Consider the following 19491-nt stretch of genomic DNA (forward strand, 5'->3'; position numbering starts at 1 on the left):
TTCAGGCGGTTTTCGCCTCCATGAGGCCCAGTTCATCGATCATGGCCTGCCGCATGATGAACTTCTGGACCTTACCTGTCACGGTCATCGGATATTCCTCGACGAAGCGGATATGTCCCGGAACCTTATAGTGCGCGATCTTGCCCTTGCAGAACTGGAGCACCTCGTGCTCGCTGAGACTGGACTCGGCGCGTACCTTGATCCAGGCGCAAAGGCATTCCCCGTATTTGCTGTCGGGAATGCCGAAGACCTGCACATCAGCGATGCCGGGGTGTGTGTAGAGGAACTCCTCGATCTCACGCGGATAAATGTTTTCGCCGCCGCGAATGACCAGATCCTTGATGCGCCCGACGATATTGCAATAGCCCCCCGCATCGATGGTCGCGAGATCGCCCGTATGCATCCAGCGGGCGGCATCGATTGTTGCAGCGGTGTTGGCATCATCTCCCCAATAGCCGCGCATGACGCTGTAGCCGCGTGTCAGTAGTTCACCCGTAACCCCCGGAGCAACAATCGCGCCATCCGTATCGATGATCTTGACCTCGACATGCGGATGGATGCGCCCGACCGTTGAAACCCGCCGCTCGAGCGGGTCCGTGGCGGAACTCTGGAAGCTCACCGGGCTGGTTTCCGTCATCCCGTAAGCGATGGTGATTTCGCTCTGGTGCATGTCCTGTATGACTTTGCGCATCACTTCGATGGGGCAGGGTGAGCCTGCCATGATACCGGTGCGCAGGCTGCTGAGATCAAAGCTTTTGAAATCGGCATGGCCCAGTATGGCAATGAACATGGTCGGCACGCCATGCAGACCGGTGCACTTTTCGGCCTCCACCGTCTGCAGGACGGCCAGCGGATCGAATGCCTCGCTTGGTATCACAATGCAGGAGCCGTGGGTCAGACAGGCCAGATTGCCGAGCACCATGCCAAAGCAATGGTAGAAGGGCACCGGAATGCAGAGGCGGTCGATTTCCGTCAGACGCATGGCTTCGCCGATGAAGAAGCCGTTATTGAGAATATTGTGATGGGTGAGCGTCGCGCCCTTGGGACTGCCTGTCGTGCCGCTGGTGAATTGTATGTTGATCGGGTCATCGAACTGCAGCACGGCTGCCAAAGCGTGCAGTTGTTCGATAGCCTGCGCGGTGGCTGCCTGTTCGACATCGGCGAAGTTGAGCATCCCGGGCGTTTTGTCTGTGCCCAAACGAATGACGGTTCGCAGCGTCGGCAGTTTTCCGGACTTGAGTTCGCCGGGCGCGCAGGTGTCGAGTTCCGGGGCGATCTCGCGCAGGATATCAAGATAATTGCTTGTCTTGAGTGCGGGAGACAGGATCAGGGCGGCGCAGCCGACCTTGTTGATGGCATATTCAAGCTCGTGCGAGCGATAGGCGGGATTGATGTTCACCAGAATGAGACCGGCCTTGGCGGTGGCGAACTGGGTCAGGACCCACTCAAGATTGTTAGGCGACCAGATGCCGATACGGTCACCGGGTTTGAGGCCAAGGGCGATGAAGCCGGCTGCCAGCGTATCGACCCTTTGCCGCAATTCGGCGTAGCTGAGGCGTATGTCCTGATGGCGGACCACAAGCGCCGGCCGGTCCGGAAACCGCCCGGCAATATGATCGAAGTGCCGTCCGATCGTTTCGCCGATCAGTGGTTGATTGCTCGCACCGTGAACATAGCTTTCCGTGATCATCAATCGCTCCTCCCAAAGCACTGCGCCATTGGAGCATACTTTTCTGACCCGTGCTGTAAAGTTCGCAGTTCCGGTCCCGAGGCGGGATCAGACCTTTCCGCTCACCTGGTCAAGCAGGATTTCCGCACCCGCGTCGCCGAACTGGACCTGATAGAGCCGCTTGTAGGCGCCGTTTGCGTGCAGCAATGCGCTATGGCTGCCCTGTTCCAGGATTTGGGCATCATCAACCACGACGATACGATCTGCATTGCGGATCGTCGCCAAACGGTGTGCAATGACAAGAGTTGTGCGGCCTTGCGCCAGTTCGGCAAGGGATGCCTGAATTTCGCGCTCTGTCTGCGTATCGAGCGCCGATGTTGCTTCATCGAGAATGAGAATCGGCGGGTTCTTGAGGAACATGCGCGCGATTGCGAGCCGCTGTTTCTGGCCGCCGGAAAGCTTGACGCCGCGTTCGCCCACGATCGTCTCCAGTCCCGCAGGCAGACCGGCTATCATTTCATCCAGCCGGGCACGGCGGGCGGCGAGGGCAATGTCTTCATCAGATGCATCAAGGCGGCCGTAGGCGATATTCTCGCGGATGGAGCCGCCGAACAGGAATACATCCTGCTGCACGACCCCGATCTGGCTGCGCAACGAGGCGAGGGTCATGTCACGGATATCGATGCCATCGATGGTGATTGCGCCGGAATTCACTTCGTAAAAGCGCGGAAGCAGCGAGCATAATGTTGTCTTTCCGGCACCGGACGAGCCGACAAATGCGACTGTCTCACCAGCTGTGATCTCAAGATCGATATCGCGCAGAGCAGCCCGGTCGGCTGTGTAGCCGAAACTCACCTTGTCATAGCGGATGTTGCCTTTCAGCCCGCTGATATCGGAGGCGTCAGGGCGGTCGGCAATATCCGGCTCGGTGTCGAGCAGCTCGGTGTAGCGCTTGAAACCGGCAATGCCCTTAGGATAGGTCTCGATCACCGAATTGATCTTTTCAATCGGCCGCACGAACACTGCCACCAGAAGCAGGAAGCTGACGAAGCCGCCATTCGACAGACTGCCTGTTATGACGAAGTAGCTGCCGGCGATCATGACGATCAGCTGGATCAGGCGCATGCTCATGTAGTTCAGCGATGTGCTTGCCGCCATGATGCGATAGGCACTGAGCTTGGTTTCACGATAGCGGGCATTGTCATGGGCAAACAGATCGCGTTCGTGATCCTCGTTGGCGAATGCCTGGACGACACGCATGCCGCCGACATTTTCCTCGATGCGGACATTGAAATCACCCACGCGGCGATAGAGGTTCTGCCAGTTGCGGGTCATGCGACCGCCGTAGCGACTGGCAACCCACGCAACAAACGGGACGATCATCAGGGTCAGCAGCGCCAGATGCGGATTGACGAAGAACATCAGCAGGAACGCACCGATGAAGGTCATGACCGCAATAAACAGATCTTCCGGTCCGTGATGGGCCACTTCGCCGATCTCTTCCAGATCCTTGGTCACGCGGGCGACAAGGTGGCCCGTCTTGTGGTTGTCGTAGAAGCGGAAGGAAAGCTTTTGCAGATGGTCAAAGCTCTTGCGGCGCATTTCGGTTTCGATGTTGATGCCAAGCTTGTGGCCCCAGTACACCACAACCGCGGTCAATCCGGTGTTGAGCAGATAGACGGTCAGCAAACCGGCAGCAGCCAGAAGGATGAAGGTCCAGTTTTCGCTGGGCAGCAGCACGTCGATGAACGCGCGCACAGCCATCGGGAAACCAAGTTCCAGCAGGCCGGACAGGACAGCGCAGGAGAAATCCAGCGCGAAGAGCCCCTTATAGGGTGCGTAGTAAGCGAAAAAACGTTTGATCATGGTACACGCGTGGATGGAGCCAAGGGCTGTTTCAGCTCGAAGGACATGGTTCGGGAGGGATTACCATAGGGATGCCGCGTAAGCTAACCCGTTTTATCCACTTTATATAAAAACGGTCACCGCGGACACCAGGGCTACCTCTGCTGATCAATTTCCCGTCACAAAGCATGCGCTGCCGAACCTTTCCGGTTGACACCCGGGATTGGCAGGCGTATCGGGGTTTTGCTCGGGTTACCCGGGTCATTTTTCAAATCACAAAGAAGACGATGGACAGCAAATCTAGCTGCGCCCTGACTGCCGTTGATGCGGGAGCGCGGGCGCTTGATACAACTAACGAGCAGGACTCGATCCGGTACACCGGATGAGCAACGTTAGAGCTTAGAGCTCCGCCGTCGCTCACCCAGGCCGGATCAATTCCGGTCAATGAGGTGAGCCATGAACATCACGTTCGCAACTCTTCCAGGCGTTCGCGCCTTCGCCAACCGCGCTCGCGGGCGGCTTGCCATGCAGCGGAACAGTGTTTCCGCTGCTCCTGAAAAACAACACCTGTTCTCCAATCTGCATGCAGACTGGCGGGTCAATCCGGTGAACGGCCGGCTTGAAATGCATTGGCATGCCGACAATGAACCGCCCGCACCGGCTTTGTCCCCCGTTGAAAAACTGGGGATGGTACTGGCCGTGTATCAATCGGGCCGCATGGTCTGACGGCTGGTTTCCTCAAACGTTTTGCCCGCGCTTTTGCGCCGCCAACGTCAATGAAGGAGTATTCCATGGACGATTATTCTAGTAGGCCCGCCGTGCTGCCGGTGACTGGCAAGCGCGGCGGGCTGTCCCAAAAATCAAAATCAACACAACCGACCGCGAATGCGACGGCTCGGCACGGTCCTCTGCGCCTGAATTTCAGGTGATCCGGAGCTGGTGTCGCTGTCGCTCGTTGCGGCAGGAGACCAGAAAATGAACGTCATTCTCAAGAATTCCGCGCTGAATGCGGAGAAGAAAGATAGCCGCAAGCTATCCATGCGGGCTGTGCGGGAAGCACAGAACGATATCGACATCACCCTCGCCAACGTCAAAAGCCATCGTGACGGTTTGACAAGCCGCGATGCGATGGAACGTCTGACCAAGGACGGTGCCAACGAGGTCGCACATGACCGACGCCCGCATGCGCTGATCCAGTTCATGACGGCTTTCAGAAACCCCTTCATCATGGTGCTGATCATCCTCGGCCTTATCAGCGTTTTCACCGATTGCTGGCTTCCGATGCAGAGCGGCGATGCTCCCGATCCGACCAAGGTCATCATTCTGACAATCATGATCCTGGCCAGCGGTATCATGCGTTTTGTCCAGGAATATCGTTCCGGCAAGGCTGCTGAATCGCTGAAAGCCATGGTCCGGACCACGGCAACGGTACTACGCAGAAACCGTGCCACGATGCCGGCGGAAACGCTCGAAATCCCGATGCGCGAACTGGTTGCCGGCGATATTGTCCGGCTATCGGCTGGTGACATGATCCCGGCTGATATCAGGCTCATCGAATCGCGCGATCTCTATGTCAGTCAGGCAGTCCTGACGGGCGAAGCCATTCCAGTCGAGAAATACGACACATTGGGAGCCATTGCCGAAAAGTCGGCGCTGGGCGTTGCCTCCGACCAGACCGACATGCTTGACGTTCCCAACATCTGCTTCATGGGCACCAACGTGGTCAGCGGCACTGCAACGGCTGTGGTCGTGGCAACGGGATCGCGCACCTATTTCGGTTCGCTTGCCAAGTCGATTGTCGGTTCACGGGCACAGACGGCGTTTGACCGGGGCATCAACAGCGTCAGCTGGCTTCTCATCCGTTTCATGATGGTGATGGTTCCGGTGGTGTTCCTCATCAACGGATTTGCCAAGGGCGACTGGATTGAAGCCCTGCTGTTCGCTCTGGCCGTGGCGGTCGGTCTGACGCCGGAAATGCTGCCGATGATCGTCTCGTCCAACCTTGCCAAGGGCGCCGTTGCCATGGCCCGGCGCAAGGTTGTCGTCAAGCGCCTGAACGCCATCCAGAACTTCGGTGCAATGGACATTCTGTGCACGGACAAGACGGGCACGCTGACCCAGGACAAGATCATCCTGGAGCATCACGTCGACGTGCATGGCAAGCGTGACGAGAATGTCCTGCGTCTTGCCTGGCTCAACAGCCATCACCAGAGCGGTGTCAAGAACCTGATGGATCAGGCCGTGCTGCGCTTCACCGATGCAACTTCCGACGCCATGCGATCGGCAGCCTTCTATCGCAAGGTCGATGAGCTGCCGTTCGATTTCATCCGCCGGCGGCTGTCGGTGGTGGTCGAGGGAGTGGCGGGTGAGCACCTGCTGGTCTGCAAGGGCGCCGTGGAAGAAATGCTTGGTATCGCTACCCGCATGCGGGACGGCAAGGATATCCGCGCCCTTGATGATGCAGGCCGCAAGGCACTGGTCGCCATCGCCCGTTCCTACAATGAGGACGGCTTCCGTGTTCTGGTGGTCGCGACGCGGGAAATCCCCTCGGGGGATACCAAGGCGCAATACGGCATCGCCGACGAAAGCGAGCTGATTGTCGAGGGCTTCCTGACTTTCCTCGATCCGCCCAAGGAAACCGCTGGGCCGGCAATTGCCGCGCTTGCGGAACACGGGGTGTCGGTCAAACTGCTGACCGGTGACAACGAGGTTGTCAGCGCCAAGATCTGCCGCGAGGTCGGGCTTGATGCGGGTATACCGCTGCTCGGCCGCGATATCGAGAAACTGGATGACAGTGCATTGCGCCTGCTGGTGGAAGAGCGTGTTGTCTTTGCCAAGCTGACACCGCTGCAGAAGTCGCGTGTGCTCAAGGCCCTGCAGGCCAATGGCCATACGGTCGGCTTTCTCGGAGACGGGATCAATGATGCTCCGGCATTGCGGGATGCGGATGTGGGAATCTCCGTCGACAGCGGTGCTGATATCGCCAAGGAGTCGGCCGATATCATCCTGCTTGAAAAGAGCCTGATGGTTCTCGAAGAAGGGGTCGTCAAGGGCCGCGAGACGTTCGGCAACATCATGAAGTACCTGAACATGACCGCCAGCTCGAATTTCGGCAATGTGTTCTCCGTGCTGGTGGCCAGTGCCTTCATCCCGTTCCTGCCGATGCTGGCGATCCACCTGCTGATCCAGAACCTGATGTACGATATCTCGCAGCTGGCATTGCCGTGGGACAAGATGGACAAGGAATTCCTGAGCAAGCCACGCAAGTGGGATGCCAGGAACATCGGTCGCTTCATGCTCTGGATCGGACCGACTTCCTCCATCTTCGACATCACGACCTATGCCCTGATGTGGTACGTGTTTGCGGCGAATGCGCCAGAGCATCAGTCGCTGTTCCAGTCCGGCTGGTTCATCGAGGGGCTTCTGTCCCAGACACTGGTCGTGCACATGTTGCGCACGCAGAAGATCCCCTTCATCCAGAGCACGGCCGCTCTGCCGGTTCTGCTGATGTCGATGCTGGTCATGGGGCTGGGAATTTACGTTCCCTTCTCGCCACTCGGCACGCTGGTCGGACTGCAGCCCTTGCCCTGGAGCTACTTCCCATGGCTGGCGGCAACATTGCTCAGCTACTGCGTCGTCGCCCAGACGATGAAGACTGTCTACATCCGCCGCTTCGGCCAGTGGTTCTAAGTCATCAAGCAACGGGCGGCATCGGCCGCCCGTTATCCTCCCGTTCCGAAAGACCGCCAGAGGAGATCTGCCATGGTCACGAATTTTTTCATTCTTCAATTTCAATCGGGGAAGACACCCCATGGTTCATGGGGTGGCCTGCCCAAACGCCGCTCGCTTTCGAAACGTCCGGAGCCACGCCGCTCCTGGCTGAAAGATCAGGTCCTGCGGTGGGTCTGCTGGTTTCTTGCGGTAACCGGACATGGGCTGTTCGCGCTTGCAGCGAGGCTTCACCGCCGGGGCGTGCTGAACCGGCAGCAGAGCTGGCGCCTCATACGCTGGTCATCCTCCTGCAATCACGCGGCCATCCGGCTCCTGCGCCGAGCGCGCTGGTAGTTCACGGCATCTTCTCAAACCACAGATAGCAAGGAGCTCAATCATGCGCCTTTTAATTTCGGGTGGCCGGCATTTCGATGCTGCGGCCTCCATCCTCAGCGAACTCAACCGGATCCATGCGGAATATCCGGTCACTGTCCTCATCCATGGCGGCCTGCCGGCAATCGGCTCAGCCGCCGAAGATTGGGCCCGGCAGAACGATGTGCACATCGTTCGTTATCCGGCCAATTGGTCATTGCTGGGCAAGCAGGCCGATGCAAAGCGCAACGGGTTCATGCTGGAAGACAGCCGCCCCGATGCGCTGCTTGCATTTCCCGGCGGAAGGCATCTGCAGGAACTCGTGCAGCACGCCCGGGCGAAAGGCATACCGGTGATCATAGCCCGAAGCATGGAGCAATCGTTGCGGGGTGAGGCAAGTTCCCTCGCGGATTATGGCGCAGACAGCCCGGAGGGCGACATGCTGTGCCGAGCCGCCTGTCTTGTGATGACAGCCAATACCCCGTTTGCGCGGCAGATGGGGTAGGACTGTCATCATTGTTAACCGGGGAAGTGTTAGGCTGGCGCATCCGGCCAGTTGCGGTGATACCATGAAATTCATACAGACATTCGATCTCTATCCCTTTCTCGATACAACCATCAGCTTTGTCGCCGCCTTCATTTTCGGCACGCTGATCGGTGCCGAGCGTCAGTACCGGCAGCGGACCGCCGGGCTGCGCACCAATGTGCTTGTCGCCATCGGTGCAGCGGCGTTCGTTGATCTGGCACAGCGGATTGCCGGGACGACGGAAGCGGTGCGGGTCATCTCCTACGTGGTTTCCGGCATCGGTTTTCTCGGTGCGGGCGTCATCATGAAAGAGGGCATGAATGTGCGCGGTCTCAACACCGCAGCAACGCTCTGGTGTTCCGCGGCCGTGGGAGCCTGCGCGGGAACGGACATGATTGCCGAAGCGGCATTGCTGACAGTATTCGTTCTGGCCGGAAACACGCTGCTGCGCCCGCTGGTCAATGTCATCAACCGCATTCCCATCAGCGAGCAGGCGGCGGAAGCGACCTACGAGGTCAAACTGATATCCACTCGCGCGGCCATGCCCGCCATGCGCGATCTTCTGGTCGAGCAGCTGGAGGATGCAGACTATCCCGTCAGCGATGTCGAGATCACTGACCAGGGCGATGACGAGACCGTGGAGATTGTTGCCACGCTGGTGAGCACGGCCATTGATCCGGCCGAGATCGATGCGGTTATCGCCTATATGGAAAAACAGCCCGGCATCTCGCACGGGACGTGGGAGGGCAGCACGAAAGACTAGGCTGGCGTGTTAATCACGGTAGTTTACATCCTGATATATACTGTGATCATAATGCAACAGCGCCACAGACATTACGTCATGCCTTGTTTTTGACACACGGTTGCCGTGATCGGTTTTCAAAGAATAGGGGCAAGCGGTAACCACGACCGCCTGTCCGCCCTGCCTATCCCATCGTTTGAAAGCATACAGAATGTCCTCCCTTGTTTCGCGCCGGTCTTTCCTGACCGGCCTGTCGCTCCTTGGCGTTTCCGCCGTCGCAGCCTGCGCTCAATTGCCCAATCAGTCGCTTGATCTTGCAGGTTCGCCAGACGCTTTGCCGGCAGACAAACCTGCGCCCGTTGAGGTTGCCGCAACAGCTCCGGCAAAGCCCGATTACGTCAGCATGTATCAGGCGGTGGAAGAGGACGGCTACAAACTGCCGGCGATACCCTTTGCCAAGGTCAACGAGAAATTCCTGCGGCAGATCGTCGACGATCCGACGGGTGAAAAGCCCGGCACAATCGTCATCAATACCGTCGACAAGTTCCTCTATCTGGTTCTGAAAAACGGCAAGGCCATGCGCTATGGCGTCGGGCTTGGCCGTCAGGGCTACTCCTGGAAGGGTCGCGCCATCGTCCAGTGGAAACGCAAGTGGCCGACCTGGACGCCGCCGTCAGCCATGATCGCGCGGGATCCGAAGCTGGAGAAATGGCGGCAGGGCATGCCGCCGGGGGTCAGCAATCCGCTGGGATCCAGAGCGCTTTACATATTCCAGGGCGGTGTCGATACGCTGTACCGGATACACGGATCGCCGGACTGGAACTCCATCGGCAAGTCAGCATCCTCGGGATGTGTGCGCATGTTCAATCAGGACGTGATGGATCTGTATGATCGCGTTCCGAGCAAGACGCCGTTGCTGGTCCTTTAGGAACAGGACTTGCGAACATGGCTGCGGTCCACGGACCGCAGCTCAATGATGGGCATGGGCACATTTGCCGTGGTCGGCCAAGATCTCGATCACGCGGCATTCGGCAACGCGGCCATGCCTGCATCCCTCGACCATCAGTTCCAGCTCGGCCTTCAGCGCATTCAGACTGCGGATGCGCTGCTCGATCTCGACCAGCCGCGCATTGGCGATACCATCAGCGGTTTCGCAGGGCTGGTTGGGATCATCCTGCAGATGCAGCAGGGTGCGGATGGCGTCGATTTCGAAACCCAGTTCCCGCGCATGGCGGATGAATGCCAACCGGCGAATATGCGTTTCTTCATAATGACGGCGATTGCCGTCCGTCCGCGAAGGGGCTGCGAGCAAACCGATCTGCTCGTAGTAGCGGATGGTCGGTACTTTGACACCGCTGCGCCTGGCTGCTTCACCAATTGAAATTTCTTTCAACATTCCACTTGCTCCTCTAGTCACTAGAGCATGTAGCGTTGCCGTCAACAGAGTCAAGAGAGGTTGAATCATGACAGCAGCGCCAACGCAGACCCGCTTCCGGGTCGAGGGCATGGACTGTGCAAGCTGTGCAGCCAAGATCGATACCGCCGTGCGCCGCCTGCCGGGTGTGGCGGACATTTCCGTCTCGGTGACAGCGGGCACGATGACCGTCAGACACGATGAAACGGCGGACCTCGGTGTCCTTCAGAAAAAGGTGAACGGCCTTGGCTACAAGGTTTCACCGCTGGCCGCCAAAGGCGCTGCCCCTGCGGCGGCTCCGTCATGCTGCGGTCATGATCATGCCAATCATAACCATGCCGGTCACGCCCATGCAGACCATGATCACGACGATCACGACCATGGCGGGCACGATCACTCTGGACATGCTCATACACATGCAGACACAAGCGCGGCTGTAGCCGCTGTTCCCGTGCAAAGTGCCAAGCCCGCCCGCTGGTGGCAGAGCCGCAAGGGCTTTCTGACCATCATCAGTGGCGTCGCCCTTATCGTGGCCTATGGTGTCGGCAAGCTTTATCCTGATATCGCCAACTGGGCTTTTGTCGTGGCGATGTTTGTCGGGCTTGTTCCCATCGCCCGCCGGGCGCTGATGGCGGCGCGTTCGGGTACTCCGTTCTCCATCGAAATGCTGATGACCATCGCTGCCATTGGCGCCGTGTTCATCGGTGCGGGTGAAGAGGCGGCGGCCGTGGTCTTCCTGTTCCTGATCGGTGAACTGCTTGAAGGTGTTGCCGCGGGCCGTGCTCGGGCCAGCATTCAGGGGCTCGCCGATCTCGTTCCCAAAACGGCATTGGTGGAGCGTGGCGGCAACACCATTTCAGTTCCTGCCGATACTCTGGCCGTCGGCGATATCATTCTCGTGCGGCCGGGCGATCGTATTCCTGCTGATGGCGACATCACCGAGGGAACAAGCGAGATCGACGAAGCGCCGGTCACGGGCGAAAGCACGCCCAAGCGCAAGAATACAGGTGATCCGGTTTTCGCCGGAACCATTAATACCGACGGCGTCCTGCGGATCGCCGTCACCGCGACGTCGAGCGACAACACCATTGCCCGCGTGATCCGTCTGGTTGAAGAGGCACAGGAAAGTAAAGCGCCGACTGAACGGTTCATCGACGGTTTCTCCCGTTACTATACGCCTGCAATCATGGTTGTCGCGGCACTTGTCGCTGTCGTACCCCCGTTGTTCATGAGCGGTATCTGGAGCGAATGGGTCTATAAGGGTCTCGCTATTCTCCTGATTGGTTGCCCTTGCGCGCTGGTCATTTCGACGCCTGCTGCCATTGCGGCCGGCCTCTCCGCCGGTGCGCGGCGCGGGCTGTTGATGAAGGGCGGCGCCGTGCTTGAAACCTTCCGGAAGATCACGGCGGTTGCCTTCGACAAGACCGGCACCCTGACCGAAGGCAAGCCTGTGGTCACGGATATCGTGTCATTCGGTATGCCGGAAAAGGACATCCTGTCGCTGGCTGCTGCACTCGAAACCGGTTCCAGCCATCCGCTCGCCACGGCCATTCTCGATAGGGCAAAGACCGATGGCATTGCAGTTCTTCCGTCGACCGCGGCAAAGGCCGTTTCGGGCAAGGGCGTCGAGGGCACTGTTGCCGGTAAGGCGATCTTCCTCGGCTCCCCGCAGGCGGTTGCCGAGACAGCACCGCTCAGCGTGGAACAGACGGCGGCCATCGAAGCGCTCAACGATCAGGGCAAGACGGTTTCCGTCGTGCTTGTCGAGGGCAAGCTTGCGGGATTGCTCGCCATGCGCGACGAGCCACGGGCGGATGCGGAGCGTGGTCTTGCCGTGCTCAAGGAGCAGGGCATCAAGGCTGTGATGCTGACGGGCGACAATCGTCGTACGGCGGAGGCCATCGCGTCCAAGCTGGGTATCGAGCCAAGGGCGGAACTCCTGCCGCAGGACAAGCAGCGGATCGTCGGCGAGATGCAGCGCTCCGGTCTGACCGTGGCCAAGGTCGGCGATGGTATCAATGATGCTCCGGCGCTTGCCGCTGCCGACATCGGTATTGCCATGGGCGGCGGTACGGATGTGGCGCTTGAAACCGCCGACGCGGCAATCCTGCATGGCCGGGTGATCGATGTTGCCAACATGATCGACCTGTCGAAAACAGTCATGAGCAATATCCGCCAGAACATCGGTGTTGCGCTCGGACTGAAAGCTGTCTTTCTGGTGACGACCATCATCGGCTTGACCGGTCTGTGGCCGGCGATCCTCGCCGATACGGGCGCGACGGTGCTGGTCACGGCCAATGCCATGCGGTTGCTTGGCTGGAAGGGCCGTGCGTAAGACATGATATGTGCGGCCTCCCGTCGGGGGAGGCCGTCAGACGCCAAGATAGCGATCCTGAATTGCAGCGGTCAATTCAGTCGGTACACCGCTCCAGACGGTACAGCCCCGCTCAAGCACAAAGCAGCGGTCGGCCACCGGCAGAAGTTCGGAGAGGGTCTTGTCGACGACGAGAATGGACTGGCCCTGCTGTTTCAATGTAGCGATGGCCTTCCAGATTTCCTGTCGGATAACGGGTGCAAGGCCTTCCGTTGCTTCATCGAGAACAATCAGCTTCGGATTGGTCATCAGGGCGCGCCCGACAGCGAGCATCTGCTGCTCGCCGCCCGACAGCGAGTTGGCATATTGCCCGGACCGTTCGGCCAGACGCGGGAAGAGCGCGTTGACCTCTTTGATGGTCCAGAATCCCTTTCGCGCGGAAGCCAGCAGATTTTCCGCGACCGTCAGGTTGGGAAAGCAGCGCCGCCCTTCCGGCACCAATCCCAGACCAAGCCGGGCGATACGATAGGGCTTTGCCGACGAGATATCATGGCCGGCGAAACGGACCGTGCCGTGGCGCAGGGGCGAGAGCCCGAAGATCGAGCGGATGGTGGTCGTCTTGCCCATGCCGTTCCGGCCCATCAGCGCAACGGCTTCGCCTTCCCGCATCGCAAGGTCGACGCCGAAAAGCGCCTGTGACGCACCGTAGAATGTCTCGACCCCGGCCAGTTCCAGCAGCATCAGACGCTCTCCCCGAGATAGGCTTCGCGCACCAGTGGATTGCGGCGGATGTCGTCGACGGAGCCGGTGGCGATGACGCGGCCATAGACCAGCACCGAAATACGGTCGGCGAGGGCAAAGACCGCATCCATATCGTGTTCGATCAGAAGGATCGGTGCCTCGTGCCGCAGCGTGTCGAGAAATGCGGTCAGACGTTTCGAGCCTTCCGGCCCCATGCCTGCCATCGGCTCGTCAAGCAGAAAGGCTTTGGGACCGAGTGCCAGCGCAATGGCGATTTCCAGCTGCCGCCGCTCGCCGTGGGAAAGCTCGGCGCTGGGTATGTCGGCCCGCTCCAGCAATCCCACCCGGTCAAGCACATCCCGCGCGGTGTCCTTGAGCGACGCATCGGCCATCACGGGTTTCCAGAAACGGAAACTGGAACCCTGATTGGCCTGCACGGCCAGCATGACATTGCGCAGCGCCGAAAATTCCGGTGTCAGCGACGAGATCTGGAAGGTGCGTCCCAGCCCCAGTTGCGCGCGGTGCGAAACGCCCAATGCCGAGACGTCACGACCCATGAAATGAATCGAGCCGCTATTGTGTTTCAGCGTCCCGGCGATCTGGTGGATCAGTGTTGATTTCCCCGCACCGTTCGGCCCGATCAGCGCATGGATTTCGCCCGGATGGAGATCAAGGCTGACATCGTCCGTTGCCTTCAGGGCGCCGAAAGATTTGCACAGGTTCCGGATACTGAGAATGGGTTCAGCCATGACGCACTTTCCCGGCGAGGAGACCAACGAGACCACCGCGCCCGAACAGGACGACGGCGAGGAGAATGAGGCCGAGGAAGAGCTGCCAATGCTCCGTCAACCCGCCGAGGGCAAATTCGAACAGCACAAACAGAATGGCTCCGGCTACAGGCCCGAAAAGGCGGCCGGTGCCGCCCAGTATGATCAGCACGATGAGTTCGCCCGACATGCTCCACGACAGCATGGACGGACCGACGAAGCGGTTGAGGTCAGCAAACAGCGCGCCCGCAATGGCAGTGATCATGCCCGAAATGATGAAGGCGACAAGCCGGATGCGCAGCGGCCGGATGCCGATGGATGCCACCCGCACTTCGTTTTGCCGTGTGGCCTGCAATGCTGCGCCGAAGCGCGAGTCCCTGAGCTGCGAGAAGGCGGACAGCGCGAGCAGGAGCAGACCATAGGCGATGAGGAAGAAATTCAGGGGATCAAGCGTGTTCAGGCCGGGAAAGCCATTGCGCACGGTGATGGACAGGCCGTCCTCGCCGCCATAGGCTGGCCATGAAATGGCGAAGTAGTAGATCATCTGCGCGAAGGCGAGGGTGATCATGATGAAATAGACGCCTGAGGTGCGCAGGCTGATCAGGCCGATCAGACAGGCAACCAGACCAGCGACGACAGCGCTCACAAGCCAGATCACGGGCATCTGGTTGGTTGCCATCAGCGTGACGGGTGACACGAGCAGAGGTATCTGGTTGAAGGCATGGGTGGCAAAGATACCGGCGACATAGCCGCCAATGCCGAAAAAAGCCGCATGGCCGAAGGAGACCAAACCGCCGAGGCCAAGCGCGAGATTGAGTCCCGTCGCGGCAAGGGCGAGAATGGCAATGCGGGTTGCAAGTGTCACGTAGAATGGCTCGCCCATGCCATAGGCGGCAAGGGCACAGGCCGGCACAATCAAGGCAAGGGTGATATTTACAAGGCGTTCGCGATCAGCCATTTCGCCCCTCACGCATTGACCGCAAAGAGACCCTTCGGCCTCACTGCCAGAATGAAAGCCATGACGATATAGATGAGCATCGAGGCGATGGCCGCACCCGCTGTTGCCGCCTGTGACGGCTGCATGAACAGGGTGAAAAGCTGCGGCAGCAGAAAACGTCCCATCGTGTCGACCACGCCAACGAGAATGGCTCCGGCCAGCGCACCCTTGATGGAACCGATGCCGCCGATGACAATGACGACGAAGGCAAGGATGAGAACCGGTTCACCCATGCCGACCTGCACCGATTGCAGTGCACCGACAAGCGCCCCTGCCAGACCGGCGAGTGCTGCGCCAAGGGCAAAGACAATGGTGTTGAGCGAAGCGATATCGACGCCGAGCGCGCTGATCATTTCGCGATCGGATTCACCGGCGCGGATGCGCATGCCGAGCCGTGTCTTTGCGATCAGGAGATAGAGTCCGATGGCGACCACGAGACCGGCGCCGATGATGGCAAGCCGGTAGAGCTGGTATTGCGCGCCGCCCGGCAGACTTATGGCTCCCTGCAATACTTTCGGAATATCGAGATAAAGCGGGAAGGAGCCGAAAACCCAGCGCGTGCCCTCGGAAAAGATCAGGATGAGCGCGAAGGTTGCGAGAACCTGATCCAGATGATCCCGGTTGTAGAGACGCCGGATCACGGTGACTTCGACAATGGCTCCGGCGGCGGCTGCCGCAATGAGGCTTGCCACCAGACCGAGCCAGAACGAACCGGTATAGGCCGCGACCGCCGCACAGGCGAAGGCTCCGACCATATAGAGCGAGCCATGGGCAAGGTTGATTACGCCCATGACGCCGAAGATCAGCGTCAATCCGGCAGCCATCAGAAACAGCATGACGCCGAACTGCAGGCCGTTCAGGGCTTGTTCGATGAGGAGGGCCGACGACAAGGTTCAATCCAATCCGATGAGACGATCACAGGTGTAAGGGGCACGCGGATTTTCCGCCCGCGCGCCCGTCTGTCGTTCACATCTTGCAGCTGGCCGCATAGGCATCCTGATGATCGGTGAAGCTGGTGGCGACGATCTTGTTGGTGAGAACGCCGTCTTCCTTGATCACTTCACGCACATAGATGTCCTGGATCGGATGGTTGTTGTTGCCGAACTTGAACTTGCCGCGGACGGAATCGAACTTGGCTTCCTTGAGCGCGGCGCGGAACGCATCCTTGTCCTTGACGCTGGCCTTGGCGACTGCCGAGAGGATCAGGTTGGCCGTGTCATAACCCTGTGTCGCATAAAGCGAGGGCAGACGTTTGTACTCGGCCTTGAAAGCGGCCACGTATTTCTTGTTGGCCGCATTGTCGAGATCCTTTGACCAATGCGACGAGTTCTTCACGCCGATGGCCGCGTCGCCGATGGCACCGAGCACGTCCTGATCGAAGGAGAAGCCGGGGCCCATGACAGGCGTGGAAATACCGGACTGCGAGTACTGCTTCATGAAGGCGATGCCCATGCCGCCGGGCAGGAAGAAGTAGACGGAGTCGGCACCCGATGCGCGGATCTGCGCGATCTCGGTGGCATAATCGGTCTGGCCGACCTTGGTGTACAGCTCGCCTGCCAGCGCGCCCTTGTAGAAGCGTTTGAAACCGGTCAGTGCATCCGTACCCGCTGGATAGTTCGGCGCAAGAATGAAGGTCTTCTTGTAGTTTGCCGTATTGGCATAGTTGCCCATGGCTTCATGCAGGTTGTCGTTCTGGTAGGCCACATTGAAATAGTTGGGATTGCAGTTGGCACCGGCAAGCGCTGACGGGCCGGCATTGGTCGACAGGTAGAACGTGCCCTGGCCGACAACTCCAGGCACGACGGCCATGGCAAGGTTCGACCAGACAATGCCCGTCAGAATGTCGACTTTCTCGCTCTGGACCATCTTGTCGGCGATCTGCACGGCGAGTTCCGGCTTCTGCGCATCGTCCTCGACGATGACCTTGATATCCTTGTTGCCGGACTCCTTGATGGCGAGAAGGAAGCCATCGCGTATATCGATGCCAAGACCTGCACCACCGCCGGACAATGTCGTGATCATGCCGATCTTGACGGGTTCTGCCATGGCCTGACCGGCAAAGGTCAAGCCAACCATCAATGCCGCTGCTGCTATTCTTTTCATTGCGTCGTTCCCCTTATTTTTATGGTTCATCTCAATTCCAAATTGATCCGCGATGCAAGTGTCCGTTCCAACTAACTTCGCTCTGTTTGCTCCTCCGCAAAGCTGGTCAAAGCCGGGCATGGATCATATCGCCCGGAAGGATGGATTGTGCTGCAGCGCTCCAGCGTGCTCGTGATTGCTGCTATCCCCAGCGCCTGCAGCATCTCGTGCGGACCGTGGCGGAAATTCAGGCCGAGTTTCAACGCCGTATCGATGCCATCCGCCGTGGCCAGTCCCTGCCCGAAGGCGAATGCTGCTTCATTGATCAGCATGGCCGCCACGCGCAAAAATACGAGACCCGGCGTATCCGTCACCTCGTGCAGTTCAACACCCAATGACTTGGCCTGAAGCGCGATGGACTGAATGTCGGCGTTGCGCAGATCATGCTGTGCAAAGGCAAGTGAAACGGGACCGCGCCAATTGCCGGTCTGCCGGTCCAGCACAATGACCGGCTGTCGGCTGTCCATGGACAGTTCGCGGGCCGTGCGCCCATCACTGAGATGCACCGCCACGCCTGTCCGCGTTTCCAGTTGCCGCTTCAGCGCCTTAACAGTGGATATGGGACTGTCGCCAGCCAGCTCATTGTCCTGACGCGGATAAGTGAAAAAGCCGCTTCCGGTTTTCCGTCCGAGCCTGCCTTCAGTCTTCATGGTTTCGAGAAGAGGCGACGGTTTGAAACGCGGCAACTTGTCAAAACCTTCCCATACGGACGTTGTCGCGGCGAGGTTGATATCCACACCGACGAGATCGATCAGCTCGAATGGTCCGAGCGGAAAACCGCCTGACGATTTGAGGCACATGTCGATGGTTGCGGCGTCGGTAACGCTGTCTTCGAGCATCTGGAGTGCTTCGCCATAAAAGGGCCGGGCGCAACGATTGACGAGGAAGCCGGGACTGTCACGCACCTCGATGGCCTGCTTTCCCAAGGTTTTCACGAGGACGGACAGTCGCTCCGTCACGCTCGCTTCCGTCTGCGGACCCGCGACGACCTCCACCAGCTTCATCAGGGGTGCGGGGTTGAAGAAATGCAGTCCGGCAAAGCGCTGCGGATGCTGGATCGTGCGTGCAATGGCTTCAACGGAAAGGGAAGAGGTGTTGGTGGCCAGCAGACAATTTTCTGGGCAGATCAACTCCAGTGCCTGAAACAACGTCGCCTTGGCGTCCAGCGTCTCGACGATGGCTTCGATAACGAGATGTGCAGGCGCCATATCCTGCAAGGTCCCGGCAATCCTGATATTTCGGGCGCATGCGTCGCGCTCACCTTCCGTGGATTTGCCGCGGGCGATACGCTGGTCGATATCGGCAAGAATGAGAGCTTTTGCCTTGGCCGCCACACCTTCCTGCGTATCATAGAGTATGGTTTTTATGCCGGATCGCGCGAGCAGATGCGCGATCCCCCGGCCCATTGTGCCTGCACCGGCAACGCCTGCGATGTTGACCGGGTTGTCCACGCTAGCGCCCCCTGAACTCGGGTTGGCGTTTGGTGCGGAAGGCCGCAATGCCCTCGGCCTTGTCTTCGGTCGACAAAAGCAGCTCGAACGACCGGCGTTCCAGCGCCAGGGCATTCTGATCTTCCAGAGCCGTCAGCACCGCCTGTTTGATGAACTGCTGGGCAAGCGGTGCGCCTTTGGCAAGTTTGGCGGCGATATCCTTCGCCATCGCAAGGCTCTCTCCGGCAGGCGTGCTGTGCGATGCTATCCCCCAGTCGAACGCAGCGGCACCGGTGAGTGTTTCACCTGTCAGAAGCAGCCGCATGGCTCGGGATTTTCCGAGAAGCGATGTCAATCGCTGGACACCGCCAGCACCGGGAATGAGGCCGAGCCGGATTTCCGGCTGCCCGAATGTGGCATTGTTGGCAGCAATGATCAGGTCGCAGCGCTGTGCCAGTTCAAATCCGCCGCCGAGGCAATAGCCCTCGACAGCTGCAATCAGCGGCTTGCGAACTTTGGCGATGGCGTCCCACGCATGGAGGCGCAGATCATGCACGCCATCGACGGCGGTCTTGTCGGCGATCTCGCCGATGTCAGCGCCTGACGCGAAATTGCCGTCGGCGCCTGTCAGGATGATGGTGCGGATTTCGGGGTCGCGGTCAAAGCGTGAAAGGCTGTCTGCCAGCTGTTTGAGCATGCTGGTGTTCAGTGCATTACGTGCGTCGGGGCGTGTCAATGTCAGGATGGCGTAACCATCCTTCACATCGGTTTGGATATAGTTTTCCATATCGCATCCCCCCTGCAGTTTGTTCCGCTTGAAT

General features: G+C 59.2%; 17 protein-coding genes. 7 read left to right on the forward strand and 10 right to left on the reverse strand.

Annotated elements, in window-relative coordinates:
* Position 1: 1 nt before the first annotated feature.
* Both FHW16_RS17365 and FHW16_RS17370 read right to left on the reverse strand, forming a co-directional pair.
* The gene (locus tag FHW16_RS17365; protein WP_182550487.1) at positions 2-1690 is read right to left on the reverse strand and encodes an AMP-binding protein; all 1689 of its coding nucleotides are present in this window, start codon (positions 1688-1690) and stop codon (positions 2-4) included.
* A gap of 87 nt (positions 1691-1777) precedes the next feature.
* Positions 1778-3535, reverse strand: coding sequence for an ABC transporter ATP-binding protein (locus tag FHW16_RS17370; protein ID WP_182550488.1), 1758 nt, complete (start codon positions 3533-3535; stop codon positions 1778-1780).
* Positions 3536-3970: 435 nt separating this feature from the next.
* On the opposite strand from FHW16_RS17370, the gene FHW16_RS17375 reads away from it, so the two are divergent.
* The 6 genes from FHW16_RS17375 to FHW16_RS17400 all read left to right on the forward strand — a co-directional run bounded on the left by FHW16_RS17375 (position 3971) and on the right by FHW16_RS17400 (position 9793).
* The gene (locus FHW16_RS17375) at positions 3971-4240 is read left to right on the forward strand and encodes a hypothetical protein (RefSeq protein WP_182550489.1); all 270 of its coding nucleotides are present in this window, start codon (positions 3971-3973) and stop codon (positions 4238-4240) included.
* A gap of 249 nt (positions 4241-4489) precedes the next feature.
* On the forward strand, positions 4490-7204 hold the full coding sequence (mgtA, locus tag FHW16_RS17380) for a magnesium-translocating P-type ATPase (RefSeq protein ID WP_182550490.1): 2715 nt from the start codon (positions 4490-4492) through the stop codon (positions 7202-7204).
* A 72-nt stretch (positions 7205-7276) separates the two neighbouring features.
* Positions 7277-7579, forward strand: coding sequence for a hypothetical protein (locus tag FHW16_RS17385; RefSeq protein ID WP_182550491.1), 303 nt, complete (start codon positions 7277-7279; stop codon positions 7577-7579).
* Positions 7580-7622: 43 nt separating this feature from the next.
* Complete coding sequence (locus FHW16_RS17390) at positions 7623-8102, forward strand: DUF2493 domain-containing protein (RefSeq protein ID WP_182550492.1); 480 nt, start codon at positions 7623-7625, stop codon at positions 8100-8102.
* A 64-nt stretch (positions 8103-8166) separates the two neighbouring features.
* Entirely contained in the window at positions 8167-8886 is a 720-nt protein-coding gene (locus FHW16_RS17395; RefSeq protein ID WP_182550493.1) for an MgtC/SapB family protein, read from the forward strand.
* Positions 8887-9076: 190 nt separating this feature from the next.
* Positions 9077-9793: a L,D-transpeptidase gene (locus FHW16_RS17400; protein WP_182550494.1), complete on the forward strand. Its 717-nt coding sequence runs from the start codon at positions 9077-9079 to the stop codon at positions 9791-9793.
* 42 nt (positions 9794-9835) lie between these two features.
* Here FHW16_RS17400 and FHW16_RS17405 read toward each other — a convergent pair whose 3' ends face one another.
* Positions 9836-10258: a MerR family transcriptional regulator gene (locus tag FHW16_RS17405; protein WP_182550560.1), complete on the reverse strand. Its 423-nt coding sequence runs from the start codon at positions 10256-10258 to the stop codon at positions 9836-9838.
* A 70-nt stretch (positions 10259-10328) separates the two neighbouring features.
* On the opposite strand from FHW16_RS17405, the gene FHW16_RS17410 reads away from it, so the two are divergent.
* A complete protein-coding gene (locus tag FHW16_RS17410; protein ID WP_182550495.1) occupies positions 10329-12614 on the forward strand; it encodes a heavy metal translocating P-type ATPase in 2286 nt (761 codons plus the stop codon).
* 36 nt (positions 12615-12650) lie between these two features.
* Here the strand turns inward: FHW16_RS17410 and FHW16_RS17415 are convergent, their stop codons facing one another.
* The 7 genes from FHW16_RS17415 to FHW16_RS17445 all read right to left on the reverse strand — a co-directional run bounded on the left by FHW16_RS17415 (position 12651) and on the right by FHW16_RS17445 (position 19457).
* Entirely contained in the window at positions 12651-13337 is a 687-nt protein-coding gene (locus FHW16_RS17415; protein ID WP_182550562.1) for an ABC transporter ATP-binding protein, read from the reverse strand.
* On the reverse strand, positions 13334-14083 hold the full coding sequence (locus FHW16_RS17420; RefSeq protein WP_182550496.1) for an ABC transporter ATP-binding protein: 750 nt from the start codon (positions 14081-14083) through the stop codon (positions 13334-13336). The genes FHW16_RS17415 and FHW16_RS17420 overlap by 4 nt, the downstream gene beginning before the upstream one ends.
* Complete coding sequence (locus FHW16_RS17425; protein ID WP_182550497.1) at positions 14076-15059, reverse strand: branched-chain amino acid ABC transporter permease; 984 nt, start codon at positions 15057-15059, stop codon at positions 14076-14078. The genes FHW16_RS17420 and FHW16_RS17425 overlap by 8 nt, the downstream gene beginning before the upstream one ends.
* 8 nt (positions 15060-15067) lie before the next feature.
* Entirely contained in the window at positions 15068-15988 is a 921-nt protein-coding gene (locus FHW16_RS17430; RefSeq protein WP_182550498.1) for a branched-chain amino acid ABC transporter permease, read from the reverse strand.
* 76 nt (positions 15989-16064) lie between these two features.
* A complete protein-coding gene (locus FHW16_RS17435) occupies positions 16065-17201 on the reverse strand; it encodes an ABC transporter substrate-binding protein (protein ID WP_182550499.1) in 1137 nt (378 codons plus the stop codon).
* Between the two features lie 71 nt (positions 17202-17272).
* Positions 17273-18691 (reverse strand): 3-hydroxyacyl-CoA dehydrogenase NAD-binding domain-containing protein, encoded by a 1419-nt coding sequence (locus tag FHW16_RS17440; RefSeq protein WP_182550500.1) that lies wholly within the window; start codon positions 18689-18691, stop codon positions 17273-17275.
* Position 18692: 1 nt separating this feature from the next.
* Positions 18693-19457: an enoyl-CoA hydratase-related protein gene (locus FHW16_RS17445; protein ID WP_182550501.1), complete on the reverse strand. Its 765-nt coding sequence runs from the start codon at positions 19455-19457 to the stop codon at positions 18693-18695.
* Between the last annotated feature and the right edge of the window lie 34 nt (positions 19458-19491).

It is taken from the genome of Phyllobacterium myrsinacearum (assembly GCF_014138285.1).
Lineage (GTDB): Bacteria > Pseudomonadota > Alphaproteobacteria > Rhizobiales > Rhizobiaceae > Phyllobacterium > Phyllobacterium myrsinacearum_A.